This is a genomic window from Bradyrhizobium sp. Ken51, from assembly GCF_055807435.1.
Map to the genome: position 1 here is coordinate 1 of NZ_JBVVPB010000044.1, position 25,310 is coordinate 25,310.

The following is a 25,310-nucleotide window of genomic DNA, read 5'->3' on the forward strand; positions in this document are numbered from 1 at the left end:
CTCTCGCACCCGAACGCTGCCGCGTCCACCGCAAGCCCGGCTCGCGAACGTGACGACCACAAGATCGCCCCTCAAGATTGAGCCGGGACGGCCGACACATACGCCATAACCGAATTTCGGTAAAGCGGAATATTTTTGTGAGGAGGGGTTGACGGGATTGCGGGTGTGTTGCCCGACAGGCAGCCATCACATCCGTCAAAGCCTTGGAGTCAGAACAAACGCGATGGCTCGAGAGTTAAGTATATGAAAGTAAGTATACTAAATCTTGGTTCGGCGCAGATGGTAGGCCGTTCGCCCACTCGAGCGCCTCTCGCGCTTCCGGTTCCCGGATCGTCCGAGACCGACAACGATCTGCGTGGAGCGAAAGTATCAAAGTTTAATGCGTTCGGTCGTTCTCATCGATCAGATTGGGGACGGGCTCTGAGTTATTAGGCGACCAATGCAGGCAGGATTTGCGTTCTCCAAGCTCGCCGACCGGTTGGCGAGCCTCACTCCCGTAACGGCCGACGATCTCCACCTGCTTGCGGACATGGCAAGCACAATCGCGCATCTCAGTTCGCGTCAGGCCGTTTTGCGGCATGGCGACGATGCCACCCACTGCTGTCTCCTGCTTCAGGGATATCTGTCCTGGCAGGATGCCGAGAGCGTGGACGGGCAGATCACGTCGCTCCATGTTCCCGGTGACATCGCCGATCTACACACGCTGTATCGTCCTCGCGTTGACGGCAACCTGATCGCGCTCGGCCCTGCCATCGTCGCACTCGTGCCACACCGCTTCTTTCACGATTTGTCCGCGCGTTCGCCCGCCATGTCTCGCGCATTGCTGCTGATGCTGCTCACCAGCCACGCCATTCAGCGCAACTGGACAGTGAACCTGGGTAGCCGCGATGCCTTGACGCGTGTTGCGCATCTGCTGTGCGAGATCACCACCCGCCTGCAAAGCGTCGGCTTGGCGAGAGATCTCAGGCTGCCATCACCCTTCACCCAATCGGACCTTGCTGCAGCGTGCAGCATTTCCCCAGTCCACGCCAACCGAACAATTCAGGAACTGCGACGATGCAACCTCCTGCGATGGCAGGGTAAGACGGTAACGATCACGGACTGGCCGGGACTCGTGCGGCTCGCAAGATTCGATCCGACCTACCTGGGCATTCCGTCCAGCCGCGACGAGTCGTCGTCCTCGCGTCTCAGACCACTCGCGGCGGATCTTGCGCTCGCTTGAGCCCGTTTCCGACGACACCTTGGAGATTTGCGGAGCGTGCAATCAGGGCCTCCCGCGCCTCTCCAATGACATCATCCCAATTGCCTGGTGCCCTCTGATGAAACAGGCGCAGGCTCGGATACCAAGGGGAATGGGACTCGCATGACGGCCAGCGCCAGTCGCAATCCGCATGCAACAAGACCCACGCGTCACAGCCGAGTGCGCCCGCAAGATGAGCCACCATGGTGTCGACGCAAATGAGCAGATCGAGCCGCTGAAGCAGATGACCGAGAACCGTAATGTCAGGCGTGCTGACGTCCCTCGCGCCGATCTCGGCCAGTTCGCACGTTCGGGCCCCTCGTTGCAGCGAGCAGAGCGTCACGCCGGGAACGGCAAGATGCCCTAGCAGGGACGGCGGGATGGTCCTTCGCTTGTCCCAATTGCCGACTTCCCAAACCAGGCCGACGGCAAGACCTTGTGGCAGTGGTAGCTCGAGCACCGGCGGCAGCGATACGTAAGGTGCACGCATCTCGACCTGCTCCCGTTTCGCCCTTATAGCATGCGGCACCTCCATAATCTCGATATCGACCTCGAAGTCGATCTCAGGCGTACCATCATGGATCGAAAACGCACGATCGACGCCCGCCACACGCTCCACCAGCGGCAGAAGTTCGCCTTGGCACCACACAGTGACGCTGCGCGCGAGATCACGGAGCGGTCGCATGAAGCGCAGGAACTGGATGGTATCGCCAAGCCCATGGTAGCAACGGACGAGCACATGCTTGCCCACCAGGGCCTCGCCGCGCCAGATCCGCTGGAGGTGACGCGGCCCGGTGTGCTTTGGTGGATAGGCAAGCATTATCAGATCGCGGTCGCTGATCGCCCAGGCGCGTTCGAAGTCGCCTGCCCGCATCGCCTCCGTCCAACCGCCCGACATGGGCGGCGATCCGATCAACGCCGCACGAATTTGTGAAAGCGACTCACTTGGCCGTCCTTGGTGCGGTCCTGGTGAAGGAACGCAATGCCGGTCTCGTCGAACTTCGCGAAGAATTCGTCCCAACTGATCCGGTCGAGACCTTCGTCGGGCGGATCGAAATCGATGCGCAGGATGCCGGCGTGTCCGTCCTCCTCCGTAGTCTTGACCGTCGCGGGCTTTCCACCGCGCTCCTCCGCCCATTTCCGGATGACGTTATGGCTGGTGGTCTGCTGGGCTTCGCTGGTTTGTGATTTGGTTGACATGTGACACCTCGACTGCTGACAAAGAGCGAGCGACGAATAGGTCGTCGCGTCAGACTGTTCGCCGTGAACGCCGGACGGAAGGATTTGTTCTTTCGCGGTGTCGGCTCTCTCGGAGCATCATCTTCTTCATCTTCATCATGGAAGCTTTTCGTTCCCGCCAAACTGCCCGGGATTCTATCCCAGGTTAAGGGCGCGAAATTTTTTTGGCCGGAATCTGACGTGAGGCGGACATAGTGCCGTGAGTTCAGGAACGAACATACGTTCCTCACGTTCGCCGACGTACTTACGTCAACACTGCAAGTCTTCAACACTGCATATCCTTCAACACTGCATGCCTTAACGCTGCACGTCTTCCGGAGGGCCTAGATCCATGCATTCTCGTCTTCAGGACAGGCGGCGCGTGCGCGTCGGCATCGTCGGTGTCGGCAATTGTGCGAGCTCGTTCGTTCAGGGGCTCTCCTATTACCGGGACGCCAAATCGAATGAGCCGGTGCCTGGGTTGATGAACGCCGATCTCGGCGGCTACCACATTAGCGACATTCAGGTCGCGTCGGCCTTCGACGTCCATGCCGGCAAGGTCGGACGCGACGTGACCGAGGCGATCTTCGCAGCACCGAACAACACGCACCGCTTCTCCGAGGTCGCGCCCACCGGCGTCATGGTCCAACGCGGCCCCGTCATGGACGGCGTCGGCCAATATCTCAAGGACGACGTTCCGATTGCGGATGTTCCGGAAGCCGACGTCTCCGAAGTGCTCGCGACATCGCGCACGGACGTACTTGTGTCCTATCTTCCCGTGGGCTCGCAGCGCGCGAGCGAATTTTACGCCGCGCGCGCGATCGAGGCCGGCTGCGGCTATGTCAATTGCATCCCGGTCTTCATTGCCTCGAATCCCGACTGGCGGCGGCGCTTCGAGGATGCAGGCCTGCCGATCGTCGGCGACGACATCAAGAGCCAGGTCGGCGCCACCATTCTGCACCGTGTGCTCGCCAACCTTTTCCGCGAACGCGGCGTGCGGCTGGACAGAACCTACCAGCTCAATGTCGGCGGCAACACCGATTTCAAGAACATGCTCGAGCGCGAGCGGCTGACGTCAAAGAAGATCTCCAAGACGCAAGCCGTGACTAGCCAGTTCGACGTGCCGATGGATGCCGACAATATCCATGTCGGCCCGAGCGACCATGTGCCGTGGCTGACCGACCGCAAGCTGGCCTTTATCCGCCTGGAGGGCACGACGTTCGGCGGTGTTCCCTTGAGCGCGGAAGTCAAGCTCGAGGTCTGGGACTCCCCGAACTCGGCGGGCGTCGTGATCGACGCGGTCCGCTGCGCCAAGCTTGCCATGGACCGCGGGCAGGCCGGCGCGCTGACGGGCCCTTCGAGCTATTTCATGAAGTCGCCGCCTCAGCAGTTCACCGACGAGGAAGCCGGACGGCGAACGCGCGCCTTCATTGACGACAAGGCGTACACCTGATGGCGAAGATCATTCATCTGATCCGCCACGGGCATCATGCCCTGCTCGGCCGCACGCTCTGTGGCCGGATGAAGGGCGTAGAACTCGATGATCTCGGCTGTGAGGAAATCGCGCGATGCGCCGATACCTTCACGCCGCCACCGAGCATGGTTCAGTCGAGCCCGCAGCGGCGCTGCATGCAGTCGGCCTGCATCCTGGCGGCACGGTTCGGCTTGCCGGTCGAGATCGTGCCGGCACTCGACGAACTCGACTACGGCGAATGGACCGGACTGTCGTTCGAAGCGCTCGCCCGGGACCCCCGATGGTCACGCTGGAACGAACAACGCGGAACGAACCGCCCGCCGGGCGGCGAAAGCATGCGGTCGCTCCAGAAGCGCGTCGTCGCCCATCTGGAACAGGTGCGCAATGATCATGGTAGCGGCACCGTCGTTGTCGCCGTCAGCCATGCCGAACCGATCCGCGCGGCGCTGCTGCACTATTCCCGGAAAGAGCTCGACGACTTCCTCTCGATCGAGATCGACCCCGGCAGCGTCAGCACCCTCAGCGTGGACAATCGCGGAATCAAGATCACCGGGATCAATCAGCGGGTGCCAGCGTGAAGATCGTCATTTTCGGCCTGACAATTTCCTCGTCCTGGGGCAACGGTCACGCCACCTTGTGGCGAGGGCTTTGCAAGCATCTCGCGCAAGCCGGCCACAGCGTCGTCTTTTTCGAGCGCGACGTGCCCTACTACGCCGGCGCGCGGGATTTGCACGAACTGCCCGGCGGCCAACTGCGACTGTTCTCGAACTGGGACGATGTGCTTCCTTTGGCGCGCAGCGACATTCGAGATGCCGATGTCGCGATCGTGACCTCTTATTGTCCCGACGCGATCGCCGCGACGGAGCTTGTCCTGTCCGAGGGTCGCGCGGTGCCCGCGTTCTACGACCTCGACACGCCGGTCACGCTGGCGAAGCTGATGGCCGGCGAGGCCGTTCCCTATATCGGGCCGCGCGGCCTGCGGGATTTCGCGCTGGTGCTGAGCTTCACCGGCGGTCCCCGCATCTGCAACGAATTTCGCGACAGGCTCGGCGCCTGCAATGTCCGTCCGCTCTACGGCCATGTCGATACGGACATCCATCGGCCCGTGCCGTCGCAGCCGCATTACCGTGCGGATCTGTCCTATCTCGGCACATATTCGCAGGATCGCCAGCGCGCGCTCGAGGCTCTGTTCGTCGAACCCGCACGTAGCAGGCAGGATCGGCGCTTCCTGATCGGGGGTGCACAGTACCCGGAAGATTTTCCCTGGTCGCCAAACATCTACTTCGTGCAGCACTTGCCGCCCTCGGAGCACGCGGCGTTCTTTGCGTCGTCCCGGCTGACACTCAACGTCACGCGCCGTGCCATGGCGGAGATGGGCTGGTGCCCCTCCGGCCGCCTGTTCGAAGCTGCCGCCTGCAAGGCCCCGCTGCTCAGCGACGACTGGCCGGGAATCGATCAATTCTTTGCACCCGGACAGGAGATCCTGATCGCACGCGATGCGAAAGACACGCTTGCTGCGTTGACGATGGCCGACGCCGAGCTTCAGCACATCGCCGGACGCGCCTATGAACGGACCATGGATCAGCACACATCCGACAAGCGCGCGGCCGAACTGATTTCGCTGCTCGAGCAGACGGCATCCCTCGGCGCGCGCCGACAGCAACCCGAGGAGGCCTGATCATGTGGGGCATCGTTCCGGCCGCGGGCCGCGGCAGCCGCATCCAGCCGCTCGCCTTCTCCAAGGAGTTGCTTCCGGTCGGAAGCCAACGGGACGACGGCATCGACCGTCCGTGCGCCGTCTCCGAATATCTGCTGGAGCGGTTGATCCTTGGGGGTGCCGACAAGATCTGCTTCGTGATCTCCCCCGGCAAATCGGACATCCTCGAATATTTCGGCGATCATTATGGCAGCGCCCAGCTCGCCTATGTCGTGCAGCCCGATGCGTCGGGGCTGTGCGATGCCGTGTTCAGGGCGGGCACGGTCGTTGGCCATGACGAAGACATCCTGGTCGGACTTCCGGATACCGTCTGGTTCCCCAAGGCGGCCCTGCAGGCACTGCCGGCCGCTGACCTGTCGTTTCTGCTGTTTCCGGTCGAACATCCCGAGTTCTTCGATGCCGTCGTGCTCGACGGTGACCGCGTCACGGAGATCCAGGTCAAGCAGCCGGATGCGGCGTCGAAATGGATATGGGGCGCCTTCAAGATGTCCGGCAACGGATTTCGCGAGCTCCAGTCACTGTGGACGAAGCGCGAGCGCCGGGATGAATATTTCGGGACGCTGGTCAATGCCTACATCGCAGCCGGCGGCCAGGGTCTCGGCGTCAAGGCCGGCGAATCCTATGTCGACGTCGGCACCATCGACGGCTACCGGACGGCAATGGCGTTGCTCGCGGAAAGCTCCGTCGGGAACGGACGCTCTCGACTGCTGGCCGGCGGTTCGCCGGAGGCAGCCCGCCCGGCCCACGCAATGAACAATGGAGTGACCGCATGAGCAGAGGCGCCCTCTCGCGCGAGGAAATCCGCCAGCGCGTCGATGCGCTCGGGCCATGGTTTCACAATCTGGACCTGAACGGCGTACCGACAGCGCCTTCACATTTTCTCGGCGACTATCCCAACGTGAAATGGCGCCGCTTTTCCGGGATCATTCCGGACCGCCTCGAAGGCAAGACCGTGCTCGATATCGGCTGCAATGCCGGTTTCTACGCCATGGAGATGAAGCGGCGCGGCGCCGAGCGCGTGCTCGGCCTGGACACCGACGACGAATATCTCGCGCAAGCCCGCTTCGCGGCCGAAGTGAACGGTCTCAGGATCGAATTCCGCAAGATGTCAGCCTATGATGTCGGACAGCTGCGCGAAAAGTTCGATCTCGTGATCTTCATGGGCGTGCTCTACCACCTGCGGCACCCTTTGCTGGCCCTCGACCTGATCCACGAGCACGTCGCCGGCGATCTCCTGCTGTTCCAGTCGATGCAGCGCGGCGACAGCCGCGTGGATTCCCTCGACAAGAACTACGACTTCTGGACCACCGATCAGTTCGATTCGCCGGGCTATCCAAAGCTGCACTTCATCGAGAACAAATATGCCGACGACCCCACCAATTGGTGGGTACCGAACCGCGCCTGCGCCGAAGCCATGCTGCGCAGCGCCGGCTTTGCGATCGCGGCGCATCCGGAAGAGGAAGTCTATCTCTGCAAGCGGGTGGCAAGGCCGCAGGCGGAAGGTCCGGTCTATCCGTCGCGGGAGACCGGCCGATGATCGAAGCCGCCAAGATCTGGAACGAGCCCAACAACAAGTCGCACTGGGACATCCTGATCGATCCGGATTGGACCATGTTCGCGAGCCTGGCGCTCGCTGCGGGAAAGGCGATCCGCAGCGCGCATCCCACACTCCCGCGTGTGCTTGGCGGCATATCGCCGATCGATCCGTCCTTCATACGCAACATGCAGGCGCGCGGCGTGCTCGATCATGTCGATGCCGTGGCCGTGCACGGCTTTCCGCTCGACTGGAACTTGTGGCAGATCGCGGAATGGCCGGCCAAGCTCGACGAGATCAAGGCGGTCACCTCGCTGCCGGTCTGGGTCACGGAGGTGGGAGTCTCGTCCTTCGGTGCCGAGGAGGTGCAGGCCTGGGGACTGACGCGGACCGCCGAGCTGTTGACTGGCCGCGCGCCGCGGATTCACTGGTACAGCCTCTACGATCTTCCTTCGAGTTGGGAGGCGACCACGCGGCACAAGGAAGCTGAAGGCTCCTCCTACTACCGGCACTTCCACATGGGGCTGCTGCGCGAGGACGGCACGCCGAAAGCTGCCGCGGGCCTGTTCAGCCAATATGCAGCTGCGATGGGCCTGTGCCAGTGGTTTCATTTCGAGGACCACCGCCTCGATGAAGCCGTGCGCTGGATGCGCCGGCTCGGCGTGCAGCATCTCAGGACCGGCCTGTCCTGGGCCGACAGTTTCCGTCCCAATGCGCTCGCCTGGTTCGATCGGCAGATGGACGCGCTGGCCGAGTTTCAGGTCACGGTGACCTTCTGCTTCACCCCGGAACATCGGGGCATCGAGCCTCATCACACCAGCCCGCCGCTCGACGTGAACGAGTTCGCGGATTTCTGCGCACAGATGGTCGAACGCTATTGCGCGAAAACCGGGCTCGCGCCGTCCGCAGCGTCTTCGCGCCCGGCCATCTCGGAGCCGACATGCGTGCCCTGATCCTGGTGATGGACTCCGTCGGGATCGGCGCCGCGCCCGATGCCATCAATTACGGCGACGAGGGCGCCGACACCGTCGGCCATATTGCCGAAATGTGCATGGCCGGTAATGCCGACGGACCACGCCGGGCGGGGCCGCTTCGACTTCCCAATCTGGTTGCGCTCGGACTTGGCCAGGCTTGCCATCTTGCCACCGGGCGCGTGCCGCCGGGCCTGGATGGCCGGCCTGAGCATGCGCGCTTTGGCTGCGCGAGCGAGATCTCCAAAGGCAAGGACACGCCATCCGGTCATTGGGAGATCGCCGGCGTGCCGGTGCCGTTCGACTGGGGCTATTTTCCAAGAGCCAAGCCGTGCTTCCCGCGCGATCTGATGGAGAGCCTGTGCGAACAGGCTCGATTGCCAGGCATCCTCGGGAACTGTCACGCCTCCGGCACCGAGATCATCGCCGAATGCGGCGAGCGTCACATCAGAACGGGCGAACCGATCTGCTATACATCGGCCGACAGCGTGTTCCAGATCGCAGCGCACGAGGAGACGTTCGGACTCGAACGCCTCTATGAGGTCTGCCGCATTGCCCGCCGACTGGTCGATCCCCTCAACATCGGGCGCGTCATCGCACGTCCCTTCATCGGCACGTCGGCAGGCGACTTCAAGCGGACATCGCACAGAAAGGACTTTTCCGTTCCGCCGCCGGAGCGGACGATCCTCGATCTCGCGGAAAGCGCAGGCCGTGACATCGTCACGATCGGCAAGATCGACGACATCTTCGCCCATCGCGGGACCGGGAGGAACCTGCGCGGCGATGGCAACCGAGCGCTGTTCGACGCCACGCTCGATGGGTTGGCCACGCTCGCAGAGGGCGGAATGTTGTTCGCCAATTTCATCGATTTCGACACGCTGTATGGCCACCGGCGCGACGTGGCGGGCTATGCAGCGGCGCTCGAAAACTTCGACGCGCGCGTTCCGGATCTGCTGAACCGCCTGCGCGACGATGATCTCCTGATCGTCACGGCCGATCACGGTTGCGACCCGACATGGAGCGGCACCGATCATACGCGGGAACAGGTGCCGATCTTGGCGTGGAGCGCGCGGTCAACTTCTCCGATCGGCAAGCGCGCCGGATTTGCGGACATTGGCGCGACGGTCGCGAGCCATCTCGAACTGCAGGCGCCGGTTCACGGCGTGTATTTTTAGCTCCGCTGCACTCGGCAGATTCACCTGGGTTATTGATCCAGGTTAGAGAAATATTCGTTTGTAGGTTTCGCAGGAACGAACATTCCTTGCATCGCTTCTAATTTCAAATGTGACTGGCGCGCCGGTCGCCCGACCAGAACAGCAGCGCGCTTTCATTCTCATCACGGATTGATCCCGCAGGATCGATCTCACGGCGGCACGGAGCGGTGAATGACGCGAGTATTGATCACTGGAGGTGCGGGATTCATCGGATCGCATGCGGCCGACGCGCTGCTGGCGGCCGGCTATGAAGTCCGCCTGCTCGACAATCTCTCGCCGCAGGTCCACGGAGGCAACCGCCAGCGTCCCGCCTATCTTGCCAAAGACGCGGAGCTCGTCGTCGGTGACGTCACCGACGCTCTCGCGGTCGATCATGCGTTGCGCGGCACCGACATGGTCCTGCATCTCGCATCAGCAGTCGGCGTCGGCCAGAGCATGTACGACATCGAACCCTATGTCAGGACCAACGAGCTCGGCACCGCCGTGCTGTTGCAGACACTGTCCAAGCGCCCGGTCGCGCGGCTCGTGGTGGCGTCGTCCATGAGTATTTACGGCGAGGGCCTTTACCGGAGCGCCGATCAGAGCGTGGTCGCCTGCGAGGAGCGGGGGGTCGAGCAGCTTCGCCGCGGCGATTGGGAGCTGCGCGATGCCGCCGGCAACCCGCTCGATCCCGTTCCCACGCCGGAGACAAAGCAGCCTTCGCTGAGCTCGATCTATGCGCTCAACAAATATGCGCAGGAGCGCATGTGCCTGATCACAGGCAAGGCGTATGGCATCCCGACCGTGGCGCTACGCTTCTTCAATGCGTTCGGGCCACGTCAGGCCCTGTCCAATCCGTATACCGGCGTGCTGGCCATCTTTGCCGCCCGGCTGCTCAACGGCCGCCCTCCCCTCGTCTTCGAGGACGGACGGCAGCGCCGCGATTTCGTCCATGTGCATGACGTCGCCCGCGCCTGCCGGATGGCGCTGGAGGCGGAGCACGCGCACGATGTCTTCAACGTCGGCTCGGGCCAGAGTCGCACCATTCTGTCGGTCGCGGAGGATCTGGCCGAAGTCATGGGGCGCCGCGACATTGCGCCCGAGCTGACGCGGAAATATCGCGCCGGGGATATCCGGCACTGCTTCGCCGACATGGGAAAATCCCGCGACGTGCTCGGCTTCGAGCCGCGCGTCGCATTCAGGGATGGGCTCGAAGAGCTGGCGGAATATCTCGCCGACCAGATCGCTGACGATCAGGCGGAGCGAGCCACCAAGGAGCTGCAGCAACGAGGATTGGTCGCGTGATGAGTGAACGAGACAACAGACCCGTCCTGATCACCGGCGGCTGCGGGTTTATCGGGTGCAACCTGGCCGACCGGCTGGCGGAGCGCGGCGAGCCGGTGCTGATCCTGGATAATCTCGCCCGCGCCGGCGTGCGGGAGAATGCGCAGTGGCTGAAGTCCCGGCATGGCGACCGGGTCACAATCACCGTGGCCGACATTCGCGAGCCGATCCCGGTGATCGACGCCGTCCGCGAAGCCCGCGCCGTGCTGCACTTGGCGGCCCAGGTCGCCGTCACCGACAGCGTGAGCGATCCGGCCGCCGATTTCGAGATCAACGCGCGGGGCACATTGAACGTGCTCGAAGCGGTGCGTCTCCACAACAACGCCGCGCCGATCGTGTTCGCCTCGACCAACAAGGTCTACGGACGCCTGATCGACGATGGCGACATCGCGCTCACCGGCCGCCGCTACACGCCGACAAGCGGCCTGCTCGCCGCCGGCATCTCGGAAAATGCGCCGCTCGACTTCTACAGCCCCTATGGATGCTCCAAGGGAACGGCCGATCAATACGTCCACGACTATGCGCGGGTCTACGGCCTCCAGACCGTGGTGATGCGAATGAGCTGCATCTATGGGCCCCGTCAATTCGGCACCGAGGATCAGGGCTGGATCGCGCATTTCCTGCTGAGCGCCATCCGCAGCAAAGAGCTGACGATTTATGGCGACGGCCATCAGGTCCGCGATGCGCTTCACGTCTCCGACGCGGCCTCGGCCTGGCTCGCCGTGCTCGATGGCATCGCGCTCGCCCGTGGACGCGTATTCAACCTCGGCGGCGGTCCGGCCAACGCGATCAGTCTGCTGGAATTGATCGACCGCATCACCGATCTGACCGGCCGCAAGGTGGCCTATCGCTTTGCCGATTGGAGGCCCGGCGATCAGCCGTGGTACGTGACCGACACGCGCGCGCTCTCCAGCGCGCTCGGCTGGGCCCCTCAGGTTTCGTTCGCAGACGGCCTCCGATCCCTTCACAGCTGGCTGGACGGCCGGTTCGGATCGTCGCAAGGCAACCGCGAGGCGCTGGCATGACGCGTGTTGCCCTCATCAACCCAAACTGGGATTTTGGCGGCAGCATCTATTTCGGCTGCCGATCCCCTCACCTTCCGCTCGAACTCGGGATCTCCGAGCATTACCTGAAAGCGGCCGGGCACAAGACGCTGCTGCTCGATGCCCACATGTTCGACCTCTCTCTCGCCGATGTCGAAGCCGAGCTGCGCGCGTTTGGCCCCGATCAGATCGTCATCACGACGGCACCGACCTATCTGTTCTGGCGCTGCGCCCCTCCCGAGCTCCGCGTTCCCCAAGAGCTTGCGATGGCGGTGCGCGACTTGGCTCCGATCCTCATCGCGGTGGGTCCCCATGGCTCGACTGTGCCAAGGGCCGCGCTTCGAAAGCTCGGCACCGACTTCATCGTGATGGGCGAGTGCGAGGCCTCCTTGTTGCGTCTTGCCAATGGCGAACGGGACTTTCCGGGTCTGTGCTTCGCCGATGGCGCATCGCTCCGCGTCAATGGCGGCCCGCAGGCGGTCGCATTCAAGGATCAGCCGCCGCTTGACTGGCCGGAGGAGATGATCCGGCGGCATCACCATCACCACCATCGTTTCGAAGCCGAGCCACAGGCACCTGGCGCCGAGGTCGAATCGTCCAGGGGATGTCCGTACAATTGCACGTTCTGCGCCAAGGAAAACTTCCGCAACGCCTACCGCAAGCGGCCTGCCTCCATCGTTCTCGAAGAGATCGACGGCCTGCGTCATCAGGGCATCGAATATGTCTATTTCATCGACGAGATTTTCCTTCCCAACGCGGAACTGCTGGAAGGGCTGACCACACGCGGGCTGAAGTTCGGGGTGCAGACCCGCATCGACCTCTGGAAGCCGGACATGCTGGATCTGCTTGGCCGCGCCGGCTGCGTCTCGATTGAAGCCGGCATCGAGAGCCTCACGGTCGAGGGCCGCGCCGCGCTCGCCAAGAACTGCAAGATGACGACCGACCAGCTTGCCGAACGGCTGGTCGAGGCGCGCCGTCACGTTCCTTTCGTGCAGGCCAATTTGATCGAAGTCCCAGAGGACGATGACCCCATCGTGCAGCGCTGGCGCCGCACCATGCAGGATGCCGGCATCTGGGCCAACGATCCGGTCCCGCTATATCCCTATCCGGGCTCGCCGGATTATCGGAAGCTGTGGGGCGAGCCCGACGATTACGCCTGGGAGCGCGCACACCGGCACTATCTCGCGATGTTCGATCAGTTCAGCGACGTGCAGAACGATCGTCCGGTGCCGCTCGAGGCTCTCGAACTGCAGGTGGCATCATGAGCCGCAGCTCGCAGCTCAGGATCCTGATGACGACCGATACCGTCGGAGGCGTCTGGACCTACTCGTCCTCACTTGCTTCGTCCCTTGCTGCACAGGGGGCCGACGTCACCCTGGTGACGATGGGCCCCCGCGCGCGGGCCGGCCAGCTTGAGAGGCTGCGTGGCTCGCGGGTGCACCTGATCGAAACGGACCTTGCACTCGAGTGGCAGGATCCGGAAGGACAAGATCTGTCCCAGGCCAGGCGCGTCCTTGCGAAGCTCGAAGCCGGAATCAGGCCGGACGTCGTTCACCTCAATAGTTTTCGCGAGGCGACCTTCGCCTGGCGCGCTCCAGTGGTCGTCGTCGCGCATTCCTGCGTCAACTCCTGGGGGCTCGCCTGCCGCGATACGAGCTGGCTCGGCGAACCAAAATGGCGCGGCTACACCCAACGGGTGACGGCCGCACTCGACACGGCACAGGCCTGGGTTTGTCCCAGCCAGTCCTTCCACGATGACATTGCGGAAATCTATCGGCCTCGCTCGCGCGGCATCGTGATCTGGAATGGAATTGGCCCTCAGGGCTTTGCGGGCCGGAAGCAAGACATGATCTTTGCGGCGGGCCGGCTCTGGGACCGCGCCAAGAACATCGAGGTCTTGGCGGCCGCGGCGCCTGGGCTGGACTGGCCCGTTCAGGTCGCCGGGCCGGCGGATGAGTGCCCTTCGGCTTCCGTCACCTGGCTTGGGCATTTGCCTCACGAAGCCATGCGCGCGCACTTGCAGCACGCGGCCATCTTCGCCAGCCCCGCGCTCTATGAGCCGTTCGGCCTCTCCGTTCTGGAAGCCGCGGCGGCAGGATGCGCCCTCGTCCTGTCCGACATTTCGACCTTCTGGGAATTATGGAGCGGGGCTGCGGTGTTCGTCGACGCTACCGACAGCAAGGCGCTGCATCGGGCACTCGGAGGTCTGTGCACCGACGATCGCGAGCGGGTGCGGCTGCAACGAGCCGCCTTTGAGCATTCCCTGACCTACTCGCTGACCCGAACCACGAGCGCCTATCTCAGCCTCTACGAGGAGCTGCTTGCCGTCCATCGCGCGCCCGCCCCCATGGAGGTACGCGCATGAAATGCGTTCTGTTCTACCATGCGTTCACCTCCTGCTGGAACAACGGCAATGCCCATTTCCTACGCGGCTACGCCCGCGAACTTCACGCGCTCGGTCATGAGGTCGTGGTGTTCGAGCCGATCGACGGCTGGAGCCGATTGAATGCGATCCGCGAGGGTGGCAGTCAGACAATGGAGGATATTCCAACGCTGTTTCCCGGCATCGGCATCCGCCGCTACGACGCCTTCCTTGATCTCGATGAAGCCTTGCACGGCGCCGATCTCGTCGTCGTCCACGAATGGAATTCGCCTGATCTGATCGCAGACATCGGATCGAGACGGGCTCACGGCGGTCCGTTCACGCTGCTGTTCCACGACACCCATCATCGCGCCGTCAGCGCGCCGGACGAGCTTGCGCAGTTCGACCTCGACGGCTTCGACGGTGTACTCGCCTTCGGCGAGGTCCTTCGTCAAATCTATCTGAAGCTCGGCTGGGCCGACCGGGCCTTCACCTGGCACGAGGCAGCCGACATCGCCCTGTACCATCAGCTGCCAGATATCGAGCGCACCGACGATGTCGTCTGGATCGGCAATTGGGGCGACGGCGAACGCAGCGCCGAGCTCAACGAATTTCTGGTCGAACCCGTGGCCGAGCTGAAGCTGAGCGCGGGGGTCTATGGCGTCCGCTATTCAGATGCGGCGCTCGCGACCATTCAGGCGGCAGGCATTCGGTATGGCGGCTGGCTGCCCGCACACTGGGCTCCCATTGCTTTCGCCGGCGCACGCGCGACTGTTCACGTTCCCCGCGGCCCCTATGTCCGCTTGCTCCCGGGCATTCCGACCATTCGGGTCTTCGAAGCGATGGCGTGCGGCATTCCACTGGTCTCGGCCCCCTGGTCAGATGCGGAAGGCCTGTTCCCGAAAGGTGCCTATCTCAGCGCTTCCGACGGCACCGAAATGAAGCGGGCGCTTCGTGCGCTGCTCGATGACCGAGAGTTGTGGTCCGCCACGGTGGAGACCGGGCTCCGCACGATCAAGGAGCGTCACACCTGCCGTCATCGGGCGGAGCAGCTTGTCGGCATCGCGCAGGACCTCCGGGCCACAGGCCACTCCACACAGCCCAAGCGATACATCGGAGCCTCCGCATGAAGATCTGCTTCTTCGGGTCCAGCCTCGTCTCATCCTACTGGAACGGTGCCGCCACCTATTACCGCGGCATGCTGAAGGAGATTGCGGCCCTCGGCCACGACGTCACATTCTTCGAGCCCGATGCTTTCGAGCGCCAGGCCCATCGCGACATCGACGATCCCGACTGGGCGAAGGTGGTGGTCTACGCCGCGACGCCCGAGGGGTGGCGAAGCTCGCTTGAGGAAGCCGCCCGCTCGGCCGACATGCTGGTCAAGGCCAGCGGCGTCGGCGTCTTCGATCAGGAGCTGGAGAACGCAGTCGCCGAAATTCCGTCGAATGCGATGCGCATCTACTGGGACGTCGATGCCCCCGCGACGCTGGAATCGGTGGCGGACAATCCAGACCATCATCTACGCCATGCGATCCGGTCCTACGACATGGTTTTGACCTATGGCGGCGGCGATGCCGTCGTATCCGCCTATCGCGGCATCGGCGCGCGCGACTGCGTGCCGATCTACAATGCGCTCGCCCCCGCCACGCACTTTCCTGCGCCGCCCAATGCGCACTTCACGTGCGACCTGAGCCTGCTGGCAAACCGCCTCCCCGATCGCGAGCAGCGCGTCGAGCGGTTCTTTCTCGACGTCGCACGCCAATTGCCGGACAAGACGTTCGTGCTCGGCGGATCGGGGTGGGACTCCAAAGACACGCCAGCCAATCTGCACAAGGTCGGGCATGTCGGGACCGGCGACCACAACGCGTTCTTCGGCTCCGGTCTGGCTACGCTGAATGTCAATCGCGACAGCATGGCGCGCTACGGCTTCTCGCCGCCAACACGCGTGTTCGAAGCCATTGGTGCCGGAGCCTGCCTGATCACCGACCAGTGGGACGGCATCGATCATTTTCTCGAGCCAGATCGCGAGGTGCTGGTGGCCGCGACCGGAGCGGAGGTCGCAGAGCATCTTGCTGCACTGCGCCCCGACCGGGCTCAGGCGATCGCAGCGCGCGCTCGTGCGCGCGTTCTGAGCCATCACACCTACCGGCAGCGCGCGCGCCAGTTCAACGATCTCTTTGCCGCAAGCAGTTCGCGAATCGAGGCAGCAGAATGAACCTCACCATCGTCGTCGTCGGTCTTTCGGTCACTTCGTCCTGGGGCAACGGTCATGCCACGACCTATCGCGCCCTGATCGAAGCCCTGGCACGACGAGGTCACCACGTCACGTTTCTGGAACGCGACGTTCCCTGGTATCGCGAGCATCGTGATCTTGCCAAGCCTTCCGCTTGGACCGTCGAGCTTTATCAATCCTTGAAGGACATCCCGCAGCGTTTTGGAAAGATGATCCGCGATGCCGATCTGGTGGTCATCGGCTCCTACGTGCCCGACGGCATCGCGATCTCCGAATGGATCACGACCCACGCCCGGGGGATTACCGCCTTCTACGACATTGACACGCCGGTCACGCTTGCGAAGCTCGAGCAGGGCCTGGACTATCTTTCCGCGGCGATGATCCCGCGCTTCGACCTTTATTTGTCCTTCGCCGGTGGCCCGGTGCCCGGCATGATCGAGGAGAACTATGGCAGTCCGCTGGCTCGGGTGCTGTATTGCAGTGCCGACACCGACACCTATGCGCCGCAACGCGCGGAGAAGAAGTGGGCACTGGGCTATCTCGGAACCTACAGCGAGGACCGGCAGCCGGTTCTGGAGCAGTTGCTGCTCGCCCCCGCTCGCACTCTGTCGCGCGAGCAATTCGTCGTCGCCGGCGCGCAATATCCCGATGAGGTGGTCTGGCCGGCCAATGTCGCCCGGATCGAGCACCTTACGCCCAAACATCATCCGGGATTTTACGCAGAGCAACGCTTTACGCTGAACGCCACCCGTGCCGACATGCGCGCGCTCGGCTTCTCGCCCAGCGTTCGGCTGTTCGAAGCGGCCGCGTGCGGCACGCCCGTCATCTCGGACCGGTGGCCTGGAATCGAGACCGTCTTCGAACCTTCCCGGGAGATCCTGCTCGCATCGAGCCCCCGCGACGTCGTGGAGATCCTGCGCGACATGCCCGAGGAGCGAAGGCGCACGATCGCGGAAAACGCACGGCGCCGCGTTCTGGCCGACCACACCTCCGACCATCGCGCTCGGCAAGTGGAGACCTACTACGCCGAGGCATCGGTCCGTCGCCGCCGGAAAGCCCCGCAACTTCCCGCCTCGCGTCCCATGCAGGTCGCTCAAATCTGAAAGGCAGCACCATGACAGTTCAGACCCGCATCAACGCGTCCCGCCGCTCTCCCACCGTTCTGGTGGCCGGCGGCGCCGGCTTCATCGGATCGCACCTCTGCGACGCGCTTTTGCAACGCGGCCACACCGTGATCTGCCTCGACAACCTGTTTACGGGAACGACCGACAACATCAGGCCGCTGCTCAATCATCCGAATTTTCGCTTCATCGAACACGACGTGCGCGATCCCGTCGAGATCGAGGGCGACATCGACCGGATCTACAGCCTCGCCTGCCCGGCGTCGCCGCGTCATTATCAGAAGGATCCGGTCGGCACGATGAAGACCTGCGTGCTCGGCACCATCAACATGCTGGAGCTCGCGCAACGGAAAGGCGCCCGGGTGCTGCAGGCATCGACCAGCGAGGTCTACGGCGATCCGGAGGTCCATCCCCAGCCGGAATCCTATCTCGGCAACGTCAATCCGATCGGGCCCCGGGCCTGTTACGACGAGGGCAAGCGGGCCGCGGAAACGCTGATGTTCGATTATCATCGCATGTACGGGGTCGAAATCAAGGTCGCGCGCATCTTCAACACCTACGGACCCCGGATGCTGGAGAACGACGGGCGCGTGGTCTCCAACTTCATCGTGCAGGCGCTTCGCGGCGAGCCGATCACGATCTATGGAGGTGGTACGCAGACCAGGAGCTTCTGCTTCGTCGACGATCTCGTGCGCGGCCTTCAGCTGCTCATGGAGAGTCCATCGTCGGTCACCGGACCCTGCAATCTGGGTAATCCGCACGAGGTTACCATCGAGGCGATCGCGCGCGACGTGCTGGCGTATACGGAATCGGCCTCCCCGCTCCGGTTCGAGGAACTGCCGAAAGACGATCCGAAGCGCCGCAAGCCCGTCATTGACACGGCCGTGAAGGCGTTGGGGTGGCGCCCGCGCGTGGCGCTCAAGGACGGTCTTCGCGCGACCATCGCCTATTTTGCCATGCGCATGGCCGGGGAAGCGCCGGCACTCGTTCCGGCCATTGCACCGCGCAGGAACGGACGTACCGGGGCACGCGGCCAGCTGACGATCGCCGACCGGCAGTAAACGGCAGAAAGAGCCCACGAGCCCGCGGAATCCGGGCGAGCCCTCAAGCCCGCGAAGCGGCCGCGCCACGGGCCGGCTTGCAGAGGTTTTCGAGATGGTACTGGTATTCGGAGATCGCCCGGTTGGCCATCCGGATCCGGTTTGCCTGGCCTTCCTCGACCATCATGGTGATGCGTTGAGCCAGAAATACGCACGCATCGAACTCATCGTGGATCGCCCCGCTGCGGGCCAGAAAGTCCCATGCGATCTCATAGGCCTGTTCGGCAGCAGGACTGCGGTAGTCGCTGAAGATGATGTGCGCCATGACAGCAAAACGCGGATGAGAGGGTTTCGGTCCTGCGGGCCCATATGAGAGCGCAGGCAGGCTCAGCGGCCGAACCCGCCGGTCTCGCACCGGCGGGACCGGCGATCTCGCCGTGGTGGGGATGGAGTGCGATCAGGCCGCCTGGCGCTGATGCGCCAGATATTCCATCGTCACCTTCTCGACGTTCGAGTCGATCCAGGCGGCCATGCGCTGCTCCTCCTTCAGGGACGTCTCGAGCGGCTCCTTGGCCTCCGCAAGCCCAGCGGCGCCGCAGAGGGCGAGCAGAGACTTGTAGGCAGCGATCTCGAAATTCTCGAAGGCATTGTTGGCGAACGTATTCTTGAGAATCTCGTCGCCGGCCACCGAGTGTGCCATGGCTTGCATGTTCGCCATCATGGATTGCGTCGTATCCTTGAGGCTGGAGGTACTCTCGCCGCAGGCTTCCAGGCATCTCTCCAATCGCTTCAGCTGCTCGTTGGTCTCCTGAAGGTGGGCGGCGACCTTGGCCTTGACCTCAGGATATCCGTCCAGTCGTTCCGACTGACGTTCCATCAACTCTCGCGCCTGCACTTCCATCGCATGCGCATTGCGTAGTCCAACCACGAATGTATCGCGGGCTGCGTTCGTCATCTCATGTTCTCCATTTCACGGGCCTTGTTGCCGCCAACCGCAGTTTTGGTGGATCGTTCCTAGGGTGATCCGTGACGCGAACGCTGGGTTCCGGCCGCCGGACCCGAAGCTAACCTGCGATAACAGAACACAAATCCACCTACCGCCGCAGGAACGCGGCATGCAAATGACTGTTTCCCGAAGCATGTGGTCGCATCTCCAAACGACCGCAGCGTTCAGGGACCAGAATGACAGGCAGCTTTCCGCATGCCAGCAACTCAGGCCCTTCGCTTGGCAGGCCTGGACTTGGCCGGCCGGGTGAGGGACGACCGGACAACACTTCCGATCCGTTCTTCATGAGTATCCGCGACGATCTTGCGGACAAGGGCTTCTTCACGGCGACCGCGGAGGAGCTGATCACCTGGGCGCGGACCGGATCGCTGATGTGGATGACGTTCGGGCTCGCCTGCTGCGCGGTCGAGATGATGCAGATGTCGATGCCGCGCTACGACGCCGAACGGTTCGGATTCGCTCCGCGCGCATCGCCACGCCAATCCGACGTGATCATCGTCGCGGGCACGCTGACCAACAAGATGGCGCCGGCGTTCCGCAAAATCTACGATCAGATGCCTGAGCCGCGCTACGTGATCTCGATGGGGTCGTGCGCCAACGGCGGCGGCTATTATCACTATTCCTATTCGGTCGTGCGCGGCTGCGACCGCGTCGTGCCGGTCGACATCTACGTGCCCGGCTGCCCGCCGACCGCGGAGGCGCTGCTGTACGGCGTGATGCTGCTTCAGAAGAAGATCCGGCGCATCGGCACGATCGAGCGCTAGTGAGCTGACCAAATCGGACCCGAATGGACATGACGCAGATCTCGCTTCCCTCTTCCGCCGACGCGGAGCATCCGCAATCCGACCTCGACCGCAACGACAACACGCGGCAGATCGTCGCTGACGTCGCCTATCGTCAGCTTGCGATCGTCAACGTCATTTTCGTGGGTTTCGAGAACGCCGGCGACGGCAATTGGGTGCTTGTGGACGCCGGCATTCCCGGATCGGCTGGCGCCATCCGCTCCGCCGCGAAAGCCAGATTTGGAGGAAACGGCCGGCCCGCCTGCATCATCATGACGCATGGGCATTTCGATCACGTCGGCGTGCTCGAAACGCTGGCGAGTGAGTGGGAGGTGCCGGTTTATGCCCATGCGGCCGAGCATCCCTATCTTGACGGAAGCCAATCCTACCCGTCGGCCGATCCCAGCGTCGGTGGCGGGCTGCTCGCTCGGCTCTCTCCGCTATTCCCGACCAAGCCGGTCAACGTCGCATCGCGCCTCTATGATCTTCCCTGTGATCACAGCGTACCCTTCATGCCGGAATGGCAGTGGATCCATACGCCCGGCCATACCCCAGGACATATCTCGCTCTGGCGCAAAGGCGATCGCGTGCTGATCGCCGGCGACGCCTTCATCACGACGCGGCAGGAATCCGCTTACGCCGCAGTGACCCAAACGCCGGAGATGCACGGGCCCCCGATGTATTTCACGCCCGATTGGGAAAGCGCGAAGAGATCGGTGCGCGCACTTGCCGCGCTCGCCCCGGAGATCGTCGTCACCGGGCACGGCGCGGCCATGCAGGGGCCGCAGATGCGCGCGGCTCTCGATGCTCTCGCCCAACGGTTCGACGAAGTTGCCGTGCCTTCGCAATATCGACGTGGAGCTTAATCACACGGCACGGCTAGGAACGGTCGATGCTTCACGTGATTGTCCGACATCGAAACCTCAAGGAGAAATAACATGCGTAAGACAATCCTGACGATCTTCACGGCCGCGATGCTTGCAGGCGCTTCAGTGGGCGCAGCATACGCGCAAGGTGCTGGCGGCGGCGCTGGTGGTGGCGCAGGCGGCGGCGCCGGTGCTGGCGCGGGTGGCGCCGGAGGCGGCGCGGGCGCTGGTGCCGGCGGCGCAGGTGCCGGCGGTGCTGGAGCTGGCGGTGCAGGAGCCGGCTCGGGCGGAGCCGGCGGATCGGGTGGCGGCGGCATCACGCATGTCGAGCGGGGCGGACAAGGTGCCTCCAGTCCTTCCGGCATGCGCAACGAGACGACCCCTCCGTCCAACGGCACCATGCCGCGCCGCTAGCGGTTCACGGTTCGCAATTTTCTAAAGCACGCTCCTTGCTGTTGCGCGCATGAGAGCGGCCCCGGCGAGATCCCTCTCCTCGCCGGGGCCGCATCGCGTTCACGTCTCAACTTAAAGGCTTTCAAAATAGTCGCTAGAAACTCCATAGGAATGCAACCCGGCAGCACTCATTGCGCAATAGCGTGAACACAAAAGGAGCTGCGCATGTACTATTTCGACAAACGACTGCAATATCCGGTCAGGGTCGAGAAGCCCGATCCGATCTTCGCTCGCCAACTGCAACAAGCCATCGGCGGCGTCGAAGGCGAGATCCGCGTCTGCCTTCAGTATTTCTTCCAGGCTTGGGGCGCGCGGGGGCCGGCCAAATATCGCGATGTCCTGCTCAATACCGCGACCGAAGAGATCAGCCACATCGAGATGCTCGCGACCGCGGTCGCGTTGAACCTGGAGAATGCGCCGGCAACGATGCAGGAGACCAGCCTGCAGGCCAACCCGGTCGTCGGCGCGGTGATGAACGGCGGCGAGCGGCCGCGGCATGTGATCGAGGGCATGCTGCACCGGCATCTGCTCTCGACCGGCATGGCCGCCTTCCCTGCCAATTGCGACGGCGTCCCGTTCGATTGTTCGCATGTCTATGCCAGCGGCAATCTGGCCGCCGACATGTATTGCAACGTCGCGGCTGAATCCACCGGCCGGACCCTCGCCGTGCGTCTCTTCAATTCCACCAGCGATCCCGGCATGCAGGACATGCTGAGCTACCTGATTGCGCGCGACACCATGCATCAACAGCAATGGCTCGCGGTGATCGAGGAAATGGGCGCGGATGCCGCCCTGCCCATTCCGAACAGCTTCGACCGCAGCAAGGAGGCGACCGAATTCAGCTACATGTTCATGGGCACCGAACGCAATGCGGCACCGCTGCAGCCGGGGCGCTACTGCGAGGGCCCTTCGCTCGACGGCCAGGGGTCATTCAGCTTCCGCGCCGGGTTCGAGCCTTTGGGCGAGGAGCCTGTGCTCGGACCGGCGCGGCCGGATAGCGGCGCACAGGTCGAGCAGATGAACGAGCCGCCGGTGACGAACGCGTTGGCCTGATTCTCGTGTAACGGCCGGGGTCGTCCGACGAAAGGAACGGCCCCGGCCGACGTCTGGCGACGCCGAGCCACCAGAACGCCCAACAGAAACGCCGCAAAGACCGCTTGCAGTGGCGCTGCTCTGGTCATCCTCCGCAGTTGGTCGGCCAATCGCGCCGAGGGCGCCTGGGAAGGCGCATCGAGTCCTGTCGTTGTATTACCGTGCGGCGCGTGCGAGCCGCTCTGCGCAGTGAACTGATCGTCCACTAGACCGGACGCTTCGGTCATGGCGGAGCTTTCTTTGATATCCATGCTGATCCTCCAGTGCGGTTTTCCAGTCAGCGATCAACGTCGCCGAAGACAATGTCGAGCGACCCAAGAATCGCGGAGACGTCCGCGAGCAAATGCCCCCTGCAGAGAAAGTCCATCGCTTGCTAATGGGCGAACCCCGGCGACCTGATCTTGCACTTGTAGGGACGGTTCGTGCCGTCCGCGATGAGGAACACACCGAACTCGCCCTTCGGAGCCTCGACAGCGACATAGTCGAGCCGGTCGAAATAGGGGATCGCCTGAAGATAGGTCTTGGCCTCGATCAGCTTTTCGGTGCCCCGATGCAAAAGACCAACGTGCGGATCGACGCGTGCGACGATTTCGGCGTCCAGTTCGAGCACGAGCCTCAGCACGCCATGGGCGGCGGGATGCTGGGGACCGAAGTTGATGGTGAAGTTTCTCAAGTTGGGAGACTGGTCAAGCATATCGCTTCCGATCGAGGACATCGGTCACCTTAATCGCGATCGACGTCGAACGGCTTCACACAGGTTAACGATCGCGTCGAACTGGAGAAAAGGAGCCGTGAGCGTTGCCCTTTGGAACCCCGCTTCACGAGAGACGTTCAATGTTGAAATTGGAGATTTTCCATGAAGCATCGATTGCTCCTGGCTGCCGCGTCTCTCGCGCTCGTGACGGGCTTCGGCTCCTCGACGGCCGCCATCGCACAAGACCGCTACTGCCTTCAGGGCCGCGTCTGGGGTTATCCGGGCAACTGCCAGTTCGCCAGTTACGCTCAGTGCATGGCGACTGCATCGGGAACGAACGCCTATTGCGGCGTCAATCCGCGCTATGCCTATGCCCGGCGCTATAGAGGATATCGGTGACCAGTCCCGCTTGCGGACTGGCAATCGACCCCCGTTCTGACCGATCCCGCCGCTGAGCCGAGCGCCCCATGGCATCAGAGCAAACGCTCACGGCCGTCGTGTTCGCCGGCGGTCTCGGTCTTGGCGCGTATCATGGCGGCGCGTTCGAGGCCCTCACTTCTTACGGTCGATACGTTCGCGGATGTCCAGCAAAAAGCGGGTAACACCATCATCCGGGCTGACGCCGTCAGGCGGCGCGACAGTGATGATGCCCCAGTTCGCCAATACCGCCTCCTGCACTGGATTGCGCTGGGTGACGAAAACGAAGGACCTCGGTCGGTCCTGGCGGTGTCCCGACTCGTCCCAACTCTGCCAAATACGGTGCAGCAGGAGCCGAATGTTGGGATCTGACATGCTGTATCCGATGAAAAGCAACGTGCTTCCCAAAGCATCGGCCCGAAACCGGATGTCGAGCGGCGAATCGAACGCGAGCCGGTTGAGGAAGTCGGTCTCGGTCAGGACGAGCGAGGCATCGTCGTCGAAGTCGCCATGGAATTTGATGATGTGCGTGACGCCGGAACGGGCGCCTGCAATGTCCTTTGCGTTGCTGATCTTGGCGTAGGGCTTTTTCAGGACCTCGAAGGCTGTCTCGAGGTTACGGTCGTAGTTCGTGGTGTAAATGGTCGGAAAATCGAGCTCCACGATCAGCTTGTGGAGGCGCGAGGCCGCGATCCTGTCCGGGTCGACGCGCCAGTTGCGATCGAGCCAGCTGCGGAGCGGGCCAATTCCGCCGCGCTTCAGCCGGTAGTACTCCGCCAGCATCTGGTAGCCGCCGTGCATTCCATCGATCACGTCGCGCTCAAGTCCAAGGTCATCCAGCAGATGGTCGATCAGAGATTGCCAGGACGGCAGGCCGACAGCCATCGAGACGCCGGCGCCGACGAACAGGATGGCGCAGCGCCGCTTGATCGCAGCGGCCAGGACCTCGTGAGGCGGTCGCTCCTCGAATGCTAGTCCGGTCGGTTGCTGGTTCATCTACCTTGAATAGCTGGACAAGACGCGGGTTCCTGGGCCATCGCCCAGCGGTAGGGAAGCGGTCTTCTCCGTCTGCGCCGCGAACCGGGCGATCAGACGCCGAAGTTGCGCCTTGTGCACCAGACGGCCCGCCGTTTTCGGCGAGACCCAGATTGCTTCGCGCTCACCCTTTTCCGGCCACCAGCGCTCCTGCCCGTGGACTCTCATGGGAAAGACGGCGACGTTCATGGTCCGCTTGCGATCGCCCTTCCGTTTACGATGCTTGAAGGAGCCCAGCGCGCGCTTTGCGGTGACGCCGACGAGACCGGCCTCCTCGTACGCCTCGAGCGCAGCCGTATGATGCGGCTCCGTCTTGCGCATCGGCGATCCCTTCGGGACACTCCATCTGCCCTTGCGCCTGGTCGTAATCAGCATCACGCGCAATTCGGAATTGTTCAGCGTGAACGGCAACGCGGCGAATTGTTTCTTGCCCATCAGGCGCCTCCAGTTTGGTCGATAAGCCAACGCCGCAGCC

The 25,310-nt window shown here is 63.2% G+C and carries 27 protein-coding genes and 1 pseudogene; 21 read left to right on the top strand and 7 right to left on the bottom strand.

Annotated elements, in window-relative coordinates; genetic code table 11:
• Nucleotides 1-439 precede the first annotated feature (439 nt).
• Nucleotides 440-1,222 carry a Crp/Fnr family transcriptional regulator gene (locus tag AC0L27_RS37105; protein ID WP_275169425.1) on the top strand — a complete coding sequence of 261 codons (783 nt, stop codon included), beginning with the start codon at nt 440-442 and terminating at the stop codon, nt 1,220-1,222.
• Here the strand turns inward: AC0L27_RS37105 and AC0L27_RS37110 are convergent.
• Both AC0L27_RS37110 and AC0L27_RS37115 read right to left on the bottom strand, forming a co-directional pair.
• The gene (locus AC0L27_RS37110) at nt 1,188-2,138 is read right to left on the bottom strand and encodes a glycosyltransferase family protein (protein ID WP_275169426.1); all 951 of its coding nucleotides are present in this window, start codon (nt 2,136-2,138) and stop codon (nt 1,188-1,190) included. The two genes, AC0L27_RS37105 and AC0L27_RS37110, sit on opposite strands and share 35 nt — an antisense overlap.
• Nucleotides 2,139-2,152: 14 nt before the next feature.
• Entirely contained in the window at nt 2,153-2,440 is a 288-nt protein-coding gene (locus AC0L27_RS37115) for a hypothetical protein (protein WP_354204916.1), read from the bottom strand.
• Between the two features lie 370 nt (nt 2,441-2,810).
• On the opposite strand from AC0L27_RS37115, the gene AC0L27_RS37120 reads away from it, so the two are divergent.
• The 15 genes from AC0L27_RS37120 to AC0L27_RS37190 all read left to right on the top strand — a co-directional run bounded on the left by AC0L27_RS37120 (nt 2,811) and on the right by AC0L27_RS37190 (nt 18,511).
• On the top strand, nt 2,811-3,911 hold the full coding sequence (locus AC0L27_RS37120; protein WP_275169428.1) for an inositol-3-phosphate synthase: 1,101 nt from the start codon (nt 2,811-2,813) through the stop codon (nt 3,909-3,911).
• Nucleotides 3,911-4,510 carry a histidine phosphatase family protein gene (locus AC0L27_RS37125; protein ID WP_275169429.1) on the top strand — a complete coding sequence of 200 codons (600 nt, stop codon included), beginning with the start codon at nt 3,911-3,913 and terminating at the stop codon, nt 4,508-4,510. The genes AC0L27_RS37120 and AC0L27_RS37125 overlap by 1 nt, the downstream gene beginning before the upstream one ends.
• The gene (locus AC0L27_RS37130; RefSeq protein ID WP_275169430.1) at nt 4,507-5,610 is read left to right on the top strand and encodes a CgeB family protein; all 1,104 of its coding nucleotides are present in this window, start codon (nt 4,507-4,509) and stop codon (nt 5,608-5,610) included. The genes AC0L27_RS37125 and AC0L27_RS37130 overlap by 4 nt, the downstream gene beginning before the upstream one ends.
• Nucleotides 5,611-5,612: 2 nt before the next feature.
• The gene (locus tag AC0L27_RS37135; protein WP_354204913.1) at nt 5,613-6,422 is read left to right on the top strand and encodes a nucleotidyltransferase family protein; all 810 of its coding nucleotides are present in this window, start codon (nt 5,613-5,615) and stop codon (nt 6,420-6,422) included.
• A complete protein-coding gene (locus AC0L27_RS37140) occupies nt 6,419-7,186 on the top strand; it encodes a TIGR04290 family methyltransferase (protein ID WP_275169432.1) in 768 nt (255 codons plus the stop codon). Before AC0L27_RS37135 ends, AC0L27_RS37140 begins: the two co-directional genes overlap by 4 nt.
• The gene (locus AC0L27_RS37145; protein WP_354204911.1) at nt 7,183-8,136 is read left to right on the top strand and encodes a glycoside hydrolase 5 family protein; all 954 of its coding nucleotides are present in this window, start codon (nt 7,183-7,185) and stop codon (nt 8,134-8,136) included. The genes AC0L27_RS37140 and AC0L27_RS37145 overlap by 4 nt, the downstream gene beginning before the upstream one ends.
• On the top strand, nt 8,124-9,329 hold the full coding sequence (locus tag AC0L27_RS37150) for a phosphopentomutase (protein ID WP_354204909.1): 1,206 nt from the start codon (nt 8,124-8,126) through the stop codon (nt 9,327-9,329). Before AC0L27_RS37145 ends, AC0L27_RS37150 begins: the two co-directional genes overlap by 13 nt.
• A 210-nt stretch (nt 9,330-9,539) precedes the next feature.
• Nucleotides 9,540-10,652, top strand: a complete 1,113-nt coding sequence (locus AC0L27_RS37155; protein WP_354204907.1) for an NAD-dependent epimerase/dehydratase family protein — start codon at nt 9,540-9,542, stop codon at nt 10,650-10,652.
• Nucleotides 10,652-11,716: a GDP-mannose 4,6-dehydratase gene (locus tag AC0L27_RS37160; protein ID WP_354204905.1), complete on the top strand. Its 1,065-nt coding sequence runs from the start codon at nt 10,652-10,654 to the stop codon at nt 11,714-11,716. The genes AC0L27_RS37155 and AC0L27_RS37160 overlap by 1 nt, the downstream gene beginning before the upstream one ends.
• Nucleotides 11,713-12,999, top strand: a complete 1,287-nt coding sequence (locus tag AC0L27_RS37165; protein WP_354204903.1) for a TIGR04295 family B12-binding domain-containing radical SAM protein — start codon at nt 11,713-11,715, stop codon at nt 12,997-12,999. The genes AC0L27_RS37160 and AC0L27_RS37165 overlap by 4 nt, the downstream gene beginning before the upstream one ends.
• Nucleotides 12,996-14,099: a glycosyltransferase family 4 protein gene (locus AC0L27_RS37170; protein ID WP_473322718.1), complete on the top strand. Its 1,104-nt coding sequence runs from the start codon at nt 12,996-12,998 to the stop codon at nt 14,097-14,099. The genes AC0L27_RS37165 and AC0L27_RS37170 overlap by 4 nt, the downstream gene beginning before the upstream one ends.
• The gene (locus AC0L27_RS37175) at nt 14,096-15,226 is read left to right on the top strand and encodes a CgeB family protein (protein ID WP_354204899.1); all 1,131 of its coding nucleotides are present in this window, start codon (nt 14,096-14,098) and stop codon (nt 15,224-15,226) included. Before AC0L27_RS37170 ends, AC0L27_RS37175 begins: the two co-directional genes overlap by 4 nt.
• The gene (locus tag AC0L27_RS37180; RefSeq protein WP_354204897.1) at nt 15,223-16,311 is read left to right on the top strand and encodes a CgeB family protein; all 1,089 of its coding nucleotides are present in this window, start codon (nt 15,223-15,225) and stop codon (nt 16,309-16,311) included. Before AC0L27_RS37175 ends, AC0L27_RS37180 begins: the two co-directional genes overlap by 4 nt.
• Nucleotides 16,308-17,432 (top strand): CgeB family protein, encoded by a 1,125-nt coding sequence (locus AC0L27_RS37185; protein WP_354204894.1) that lies wholly within the window; start codon nt 16,308-16,310, stop codon nt 17,430-17,432. The genes AC0L27_RS37180 and AC0L27_RS37185 overlap by 4 nt, the downstream gene beginning before the upstream one ends.
• A gap of 11 nt (nt 17,433-17,443) precedes the next feature.
• Nucleotides 17,444-18,511 carry a UDP-glucuronic acid decarboxylase family protein gene (locus tag AC0L27_RS37190; RefSeq protein ID WP_275169441.1) on the top strand — a complete coding sequence of 356 codons (1,068 nt, stop codon included), beginning with the start codon at nt 17,444-17,446 and terminating at the stop codon, nt 18,509-18,511.
• Nucleotides 18,512-18,554: 43 nt separating this feature from the next.
• On the opposite strand, the gene AC0L27_RS37195 is transcribed toward AC0L27_RS37190, so the two are convergent.
• Nucleotides 18,555-18,815, bottom strand: coding sequence for a hypothetical protein (locus tag AC0L27_RS37195; RefSeq protein ID WP_275169442.1), 261 nt, complete (start codon nt 18,813-18,815; stop codon nt 18,555-18,557).
• Nucleotides 18,816-18,947: 132 nt separating this feature from the next.
• Nucleotides 18,948-19,445, bottom strand: a complete 498-nt coding sequence (locus AC0L27_RS37200) for a ferritin-like domain-containing protein (protein ID WP_354204891.1) — start codon at nt 19,443-19,445, stop codon at nt 18,948-18,950.
• A gap of 227 nt (nt 19,446-19,672) precedes the next feature.
• Here AC0L27_RS37200 and AC0L27_RS37205 point away from each other — a divergent pair, with 227 nt between their 5' ends.
• The 4 genes from AC0L27_RS37205 (at nt 19,673) to AC0L27_RS37220 (ending at nt 22,650) form a co-directional block, all read left to right on the top strand.
• Nucleotides 19,673-20,260 (top strand): NuoB/complex I 20 kDa subunit family protein, encoded by a 588-nt coding sequence (locus tag AC0L27_RS37205; RefSeq protein ID WP_354060005.1) that lies wholly within the window; start codon nt 19,673-19,675, stop codon nt 20,258-20,260.
• A 29-nt stretch (nt 20,261-20,289) separates the two neighbouring features.
• On the top strand, nt 20,290-21,144 hold the full coding sequence (locus AC0L27_RS37210) for an MBL fold metallo-hydrolase (protein WP_354060003.1): 855 nt from the start codon (nt 20,290-20,292) through the stop codon (nt 21,142-21,144).
• 72 nt (nt 21,145-21,216) lie between these two features.
• Nucleotides 21,217-21,558, top strand: coding sequence for a hypothetical protein (locus AC0L27_RS37215; RefSeq protein WP_354060001.1), 342 nt, complete (start codon nt 21,217-21,219; stop codon nt 21,556-21,558).
• Nucleotides 21,559-21,762: 204 nt separating this feature from the next.
• Complete coding sequence (locus AC0L27_RS37220) at nt 21,763-22,650, top strand: manganese catalase family protein (protein ID WP_027566451.1); 888 nt, start codon at nt 21,763-21,765, stop codon at nt 22,648-22,650.
• Between the two features lie 316 nt (nt 22,651-22,966).
• Here the strand turns inward: AC0L27_RS37220 and AC0L27_RS37225 are convergent.
• Nucleotides 22,967-23,383, bottom strand: a pseudogene (locus tag AC0L27_RS37225) (NADH-quinone oxidoreductase subunit D-related protein).
• 162 nt (nt 23,384-23,545) lie between these two features.
• Here AC0L27_RS37225 and AC0L27_RS37230 point away from each other — a divergent pair.
• Nucleotides 23,546-23,782 (top strand): DUF3551 domain-containing protein, encoded by a 237-nt coding sequence (locus AC0L27_RS37230; protein ID WP_354059999.1) that lies wholly within the window; start codon nt 23,546-23,548, stop codon nt 23,780-23,782.
• Nucleotides 23,783-23,935: 153 nt separating this feature from the next.
• Here AC0L27_RS37230 and AC0L27_RS37235 read toward each other — a convergent pair whose 3' ends face one another.
• Together AC0L27_RS37235 and AC0L27_RS37240 are read right to left on the bottom strand one after the other, a co-directional pair.
• Nucleotides 23,936-24,796 (bottom strand): SIR2 family NAD-dependent protein deacylase, encoded by an 861-nt coding sequence (locus AC0L27_RS37235; protein WP_354204886.1) that lies wholly within the window; start codon nt 24,794-24,796, stop codon nt 23,936-23,938.
• Nucleotides 24,797-25,270 carry an NUDIX hydrolase gene (locus tag AC0L27_RS37240; protein ID WP_354204884.1) on the bottom strand — a complete coding sequence of 158 codons (474 nt, stop codon included), beginning with the start codon at nt 25,268-25,270 and terminating at the stop codon, nt 24,797-24,799.
• Nucleotides 25,271-25,310: the final 40 nt, after the last annotated feature.

Bases quoted from the DNA above. Each gene is read 5' to 3' on its own strand.
- AC0L27_RS37105 (WP_275169425.1), top strand. From the start codon at position 440: ATGCAGGCAGGATTTGCGTTCTCCAAGCTCGCCGACCGGTTGGCGAGC.
- AC0L27_RS37190 (WP_275169441.1), top strand. From the start codon at position 17,444: ATGACAGTTCAGACCCGCATCAACGCGTCCCGCCGCTCTCCCACCGTT.
- AC0L27_RS37135 (WP_354204913.1), top strand. From the start codon at position 5,613: ATGTGGGGCATCGTTCCGGCCGCGGGCCGCGGCAGCCGCATCCAGCCG.
- AC0L27_RS37210 (WP_354060003.1), top strand. From the start codon at position 20,290: ATGACGCAGATCTCGCTTCCCTCTTCCGCCGACGCGGAGCATCCGCAA.
- AC0L27_RS37170 (WP_473322718.1), top strand. From the start codon at position 12,996: ATGAGCCGCAGCTCGCAGCTCAGGATCCTGATGACGACCGATACCGTC.
- AC0L27_RS37195 (WP_275169442.1), bottom strand. From the start codon at position 18,815: ATGGCGCACATCATCTTCAGCGACTACCGCAGTCCTGCTGCCGAACAG.
- AC0L27_RS37185 (WP_354204894.1), top strand. From the start codon at position 16,308: ATGAACCTCACCATCGTCGTCGTCGGTCTTTCGGTCACTTCGTCCTGG.
- AC0L27_RS37205 (WP_354060005.1), top strand. From the start codon at position 19,673: ATGACAGGCAGCTTTCCGCATGCCAGCAACTCAGGCCCTTCGCTTGGC.
- AC0L27_RS37200 (WP_354204891.1), bottom strand. From the start codon at position 19,445: ATGACGAACGCAGCCCGCGATACATTCGTGGTTGGACTACGCAATGCG.
- AC0L27_RS37155 (WP_354204907.1), top strand. From the start codon at position 9,540: ATGACGCGAGTATTGATCACTGGAGGTGCGGGATTCATCGGATCGCAT.
- AC0L27_RS37175 (WP_354204899.1), top strand. From the start codon at position 14,096: ATGAAATGCGTTCTGTTCTACCATGCGTTCACCTCCTGCTGGAACAAC.
- AC0L27_RS37235 (WP_354204886.1), bottom strand. From the start codon at position 24,796: ATGAACCAGCAACCGACCGGACTAGCATTCGAGGAGCGACCGCCTCAC.
- AC0L27_RS37165 (WP_354204903.1), top strand. From the start codon at position 11,713: ATGACGCGTGTTGCCCTCATCAACCCAAACTGGGATTTTGGCGGCAGC.
- AC0L27_RS37115 (WP_354204916.1), bottom strand. From the start codon at position 2,440: ATGTCAACCAAATCACAAACCAGCGAAGCCCAGCAGACCACCAGCCAT.
- AC0L27_RS37145 (WP_354204911.1), top strand. From the start codon at position 7,183: ATGATCGAAGCCGCCAAGATCTGGAACGAGCCCAACAACAAGTCGCAC.
- AC0L27_RS37230 (WP_354059999.1), top strand. From the start codon at position 23,546: ATGAAGCATCGATTGCTCCTGGCTGCCGCGTCTCTCGCGCTCGTGACG.
- AC0L27_RS37150 (WP_354204909.1), top strand. From the start codon at position 8,124: ATGCGTGCCCTGATCCTGGTGATGGACTCCGTCGGGATCGGCGCCGCG.
- AC0L27_RS37140 (WP_275169432.1), top strand. From the start codon at position 6,419: ATGAGCAGAGGCGCCCTCTCGCGCGAGGAAATCCGCCAGCGCGTCGAT.
- AC0L27_RS37215 (WP_354060001.1), top strand. From the start codon at position 21,217: ATGCGTAAGACAATCCTGACGATCTTCACGGCCGCGATGCTTGCAGGC.
- AC0L27_RS37110 (WP_275169426.1), bottom strand. From the start codon at position 2,138: ATGTCGGGCGGTTGGACGGAGGCGATGCGGGCAGGCGACTTCGAACGC.
- AC0L27_RS37180 (WP_354204897.1), top strand. From the start codon at position 15,223: ATGAAGATCTGCTTCTTCGGGTCCAGCCTCGTCTCATCCTACTGGAAC.
- AC0L27_RS37125 (WP_275169429.1), top strand. From the start codon at position 3,911: ATGGCGAAGATCATTCATCTGATCCGCCACGGGCATCATGCCCTGCTC.
- AC0L27_RS37240 (WP_354204884.1), bottom strand. From the start codon at position 25,270: ATGGGCAAGAAACAATTCGCCGCGTTGCCGTTCACGCTGAACAATTCC.
- AC0L27_RS37220 (WP_027566451.1), top strand. From the start codon at position 21,763: ATGTACTATTTCGACAAACGACTGCAATATCCGGTCAGGGTCGAGAAG.
- AC0L27_RS37160 (WP_354204905.1), top strand. From the start codon at position 10,652: ATGAGTGAACGAGACAACAGACCCGTCCTGATCACCGGCGGCTGCGGG.
- AC0L27_RS37120 (WP_275169428.1), top strand. From the start codon at position 2,811: ATGCATTCTCGTCTTCAGGACAGGCGGCGCGTGCGCGTCGGCATCGTC.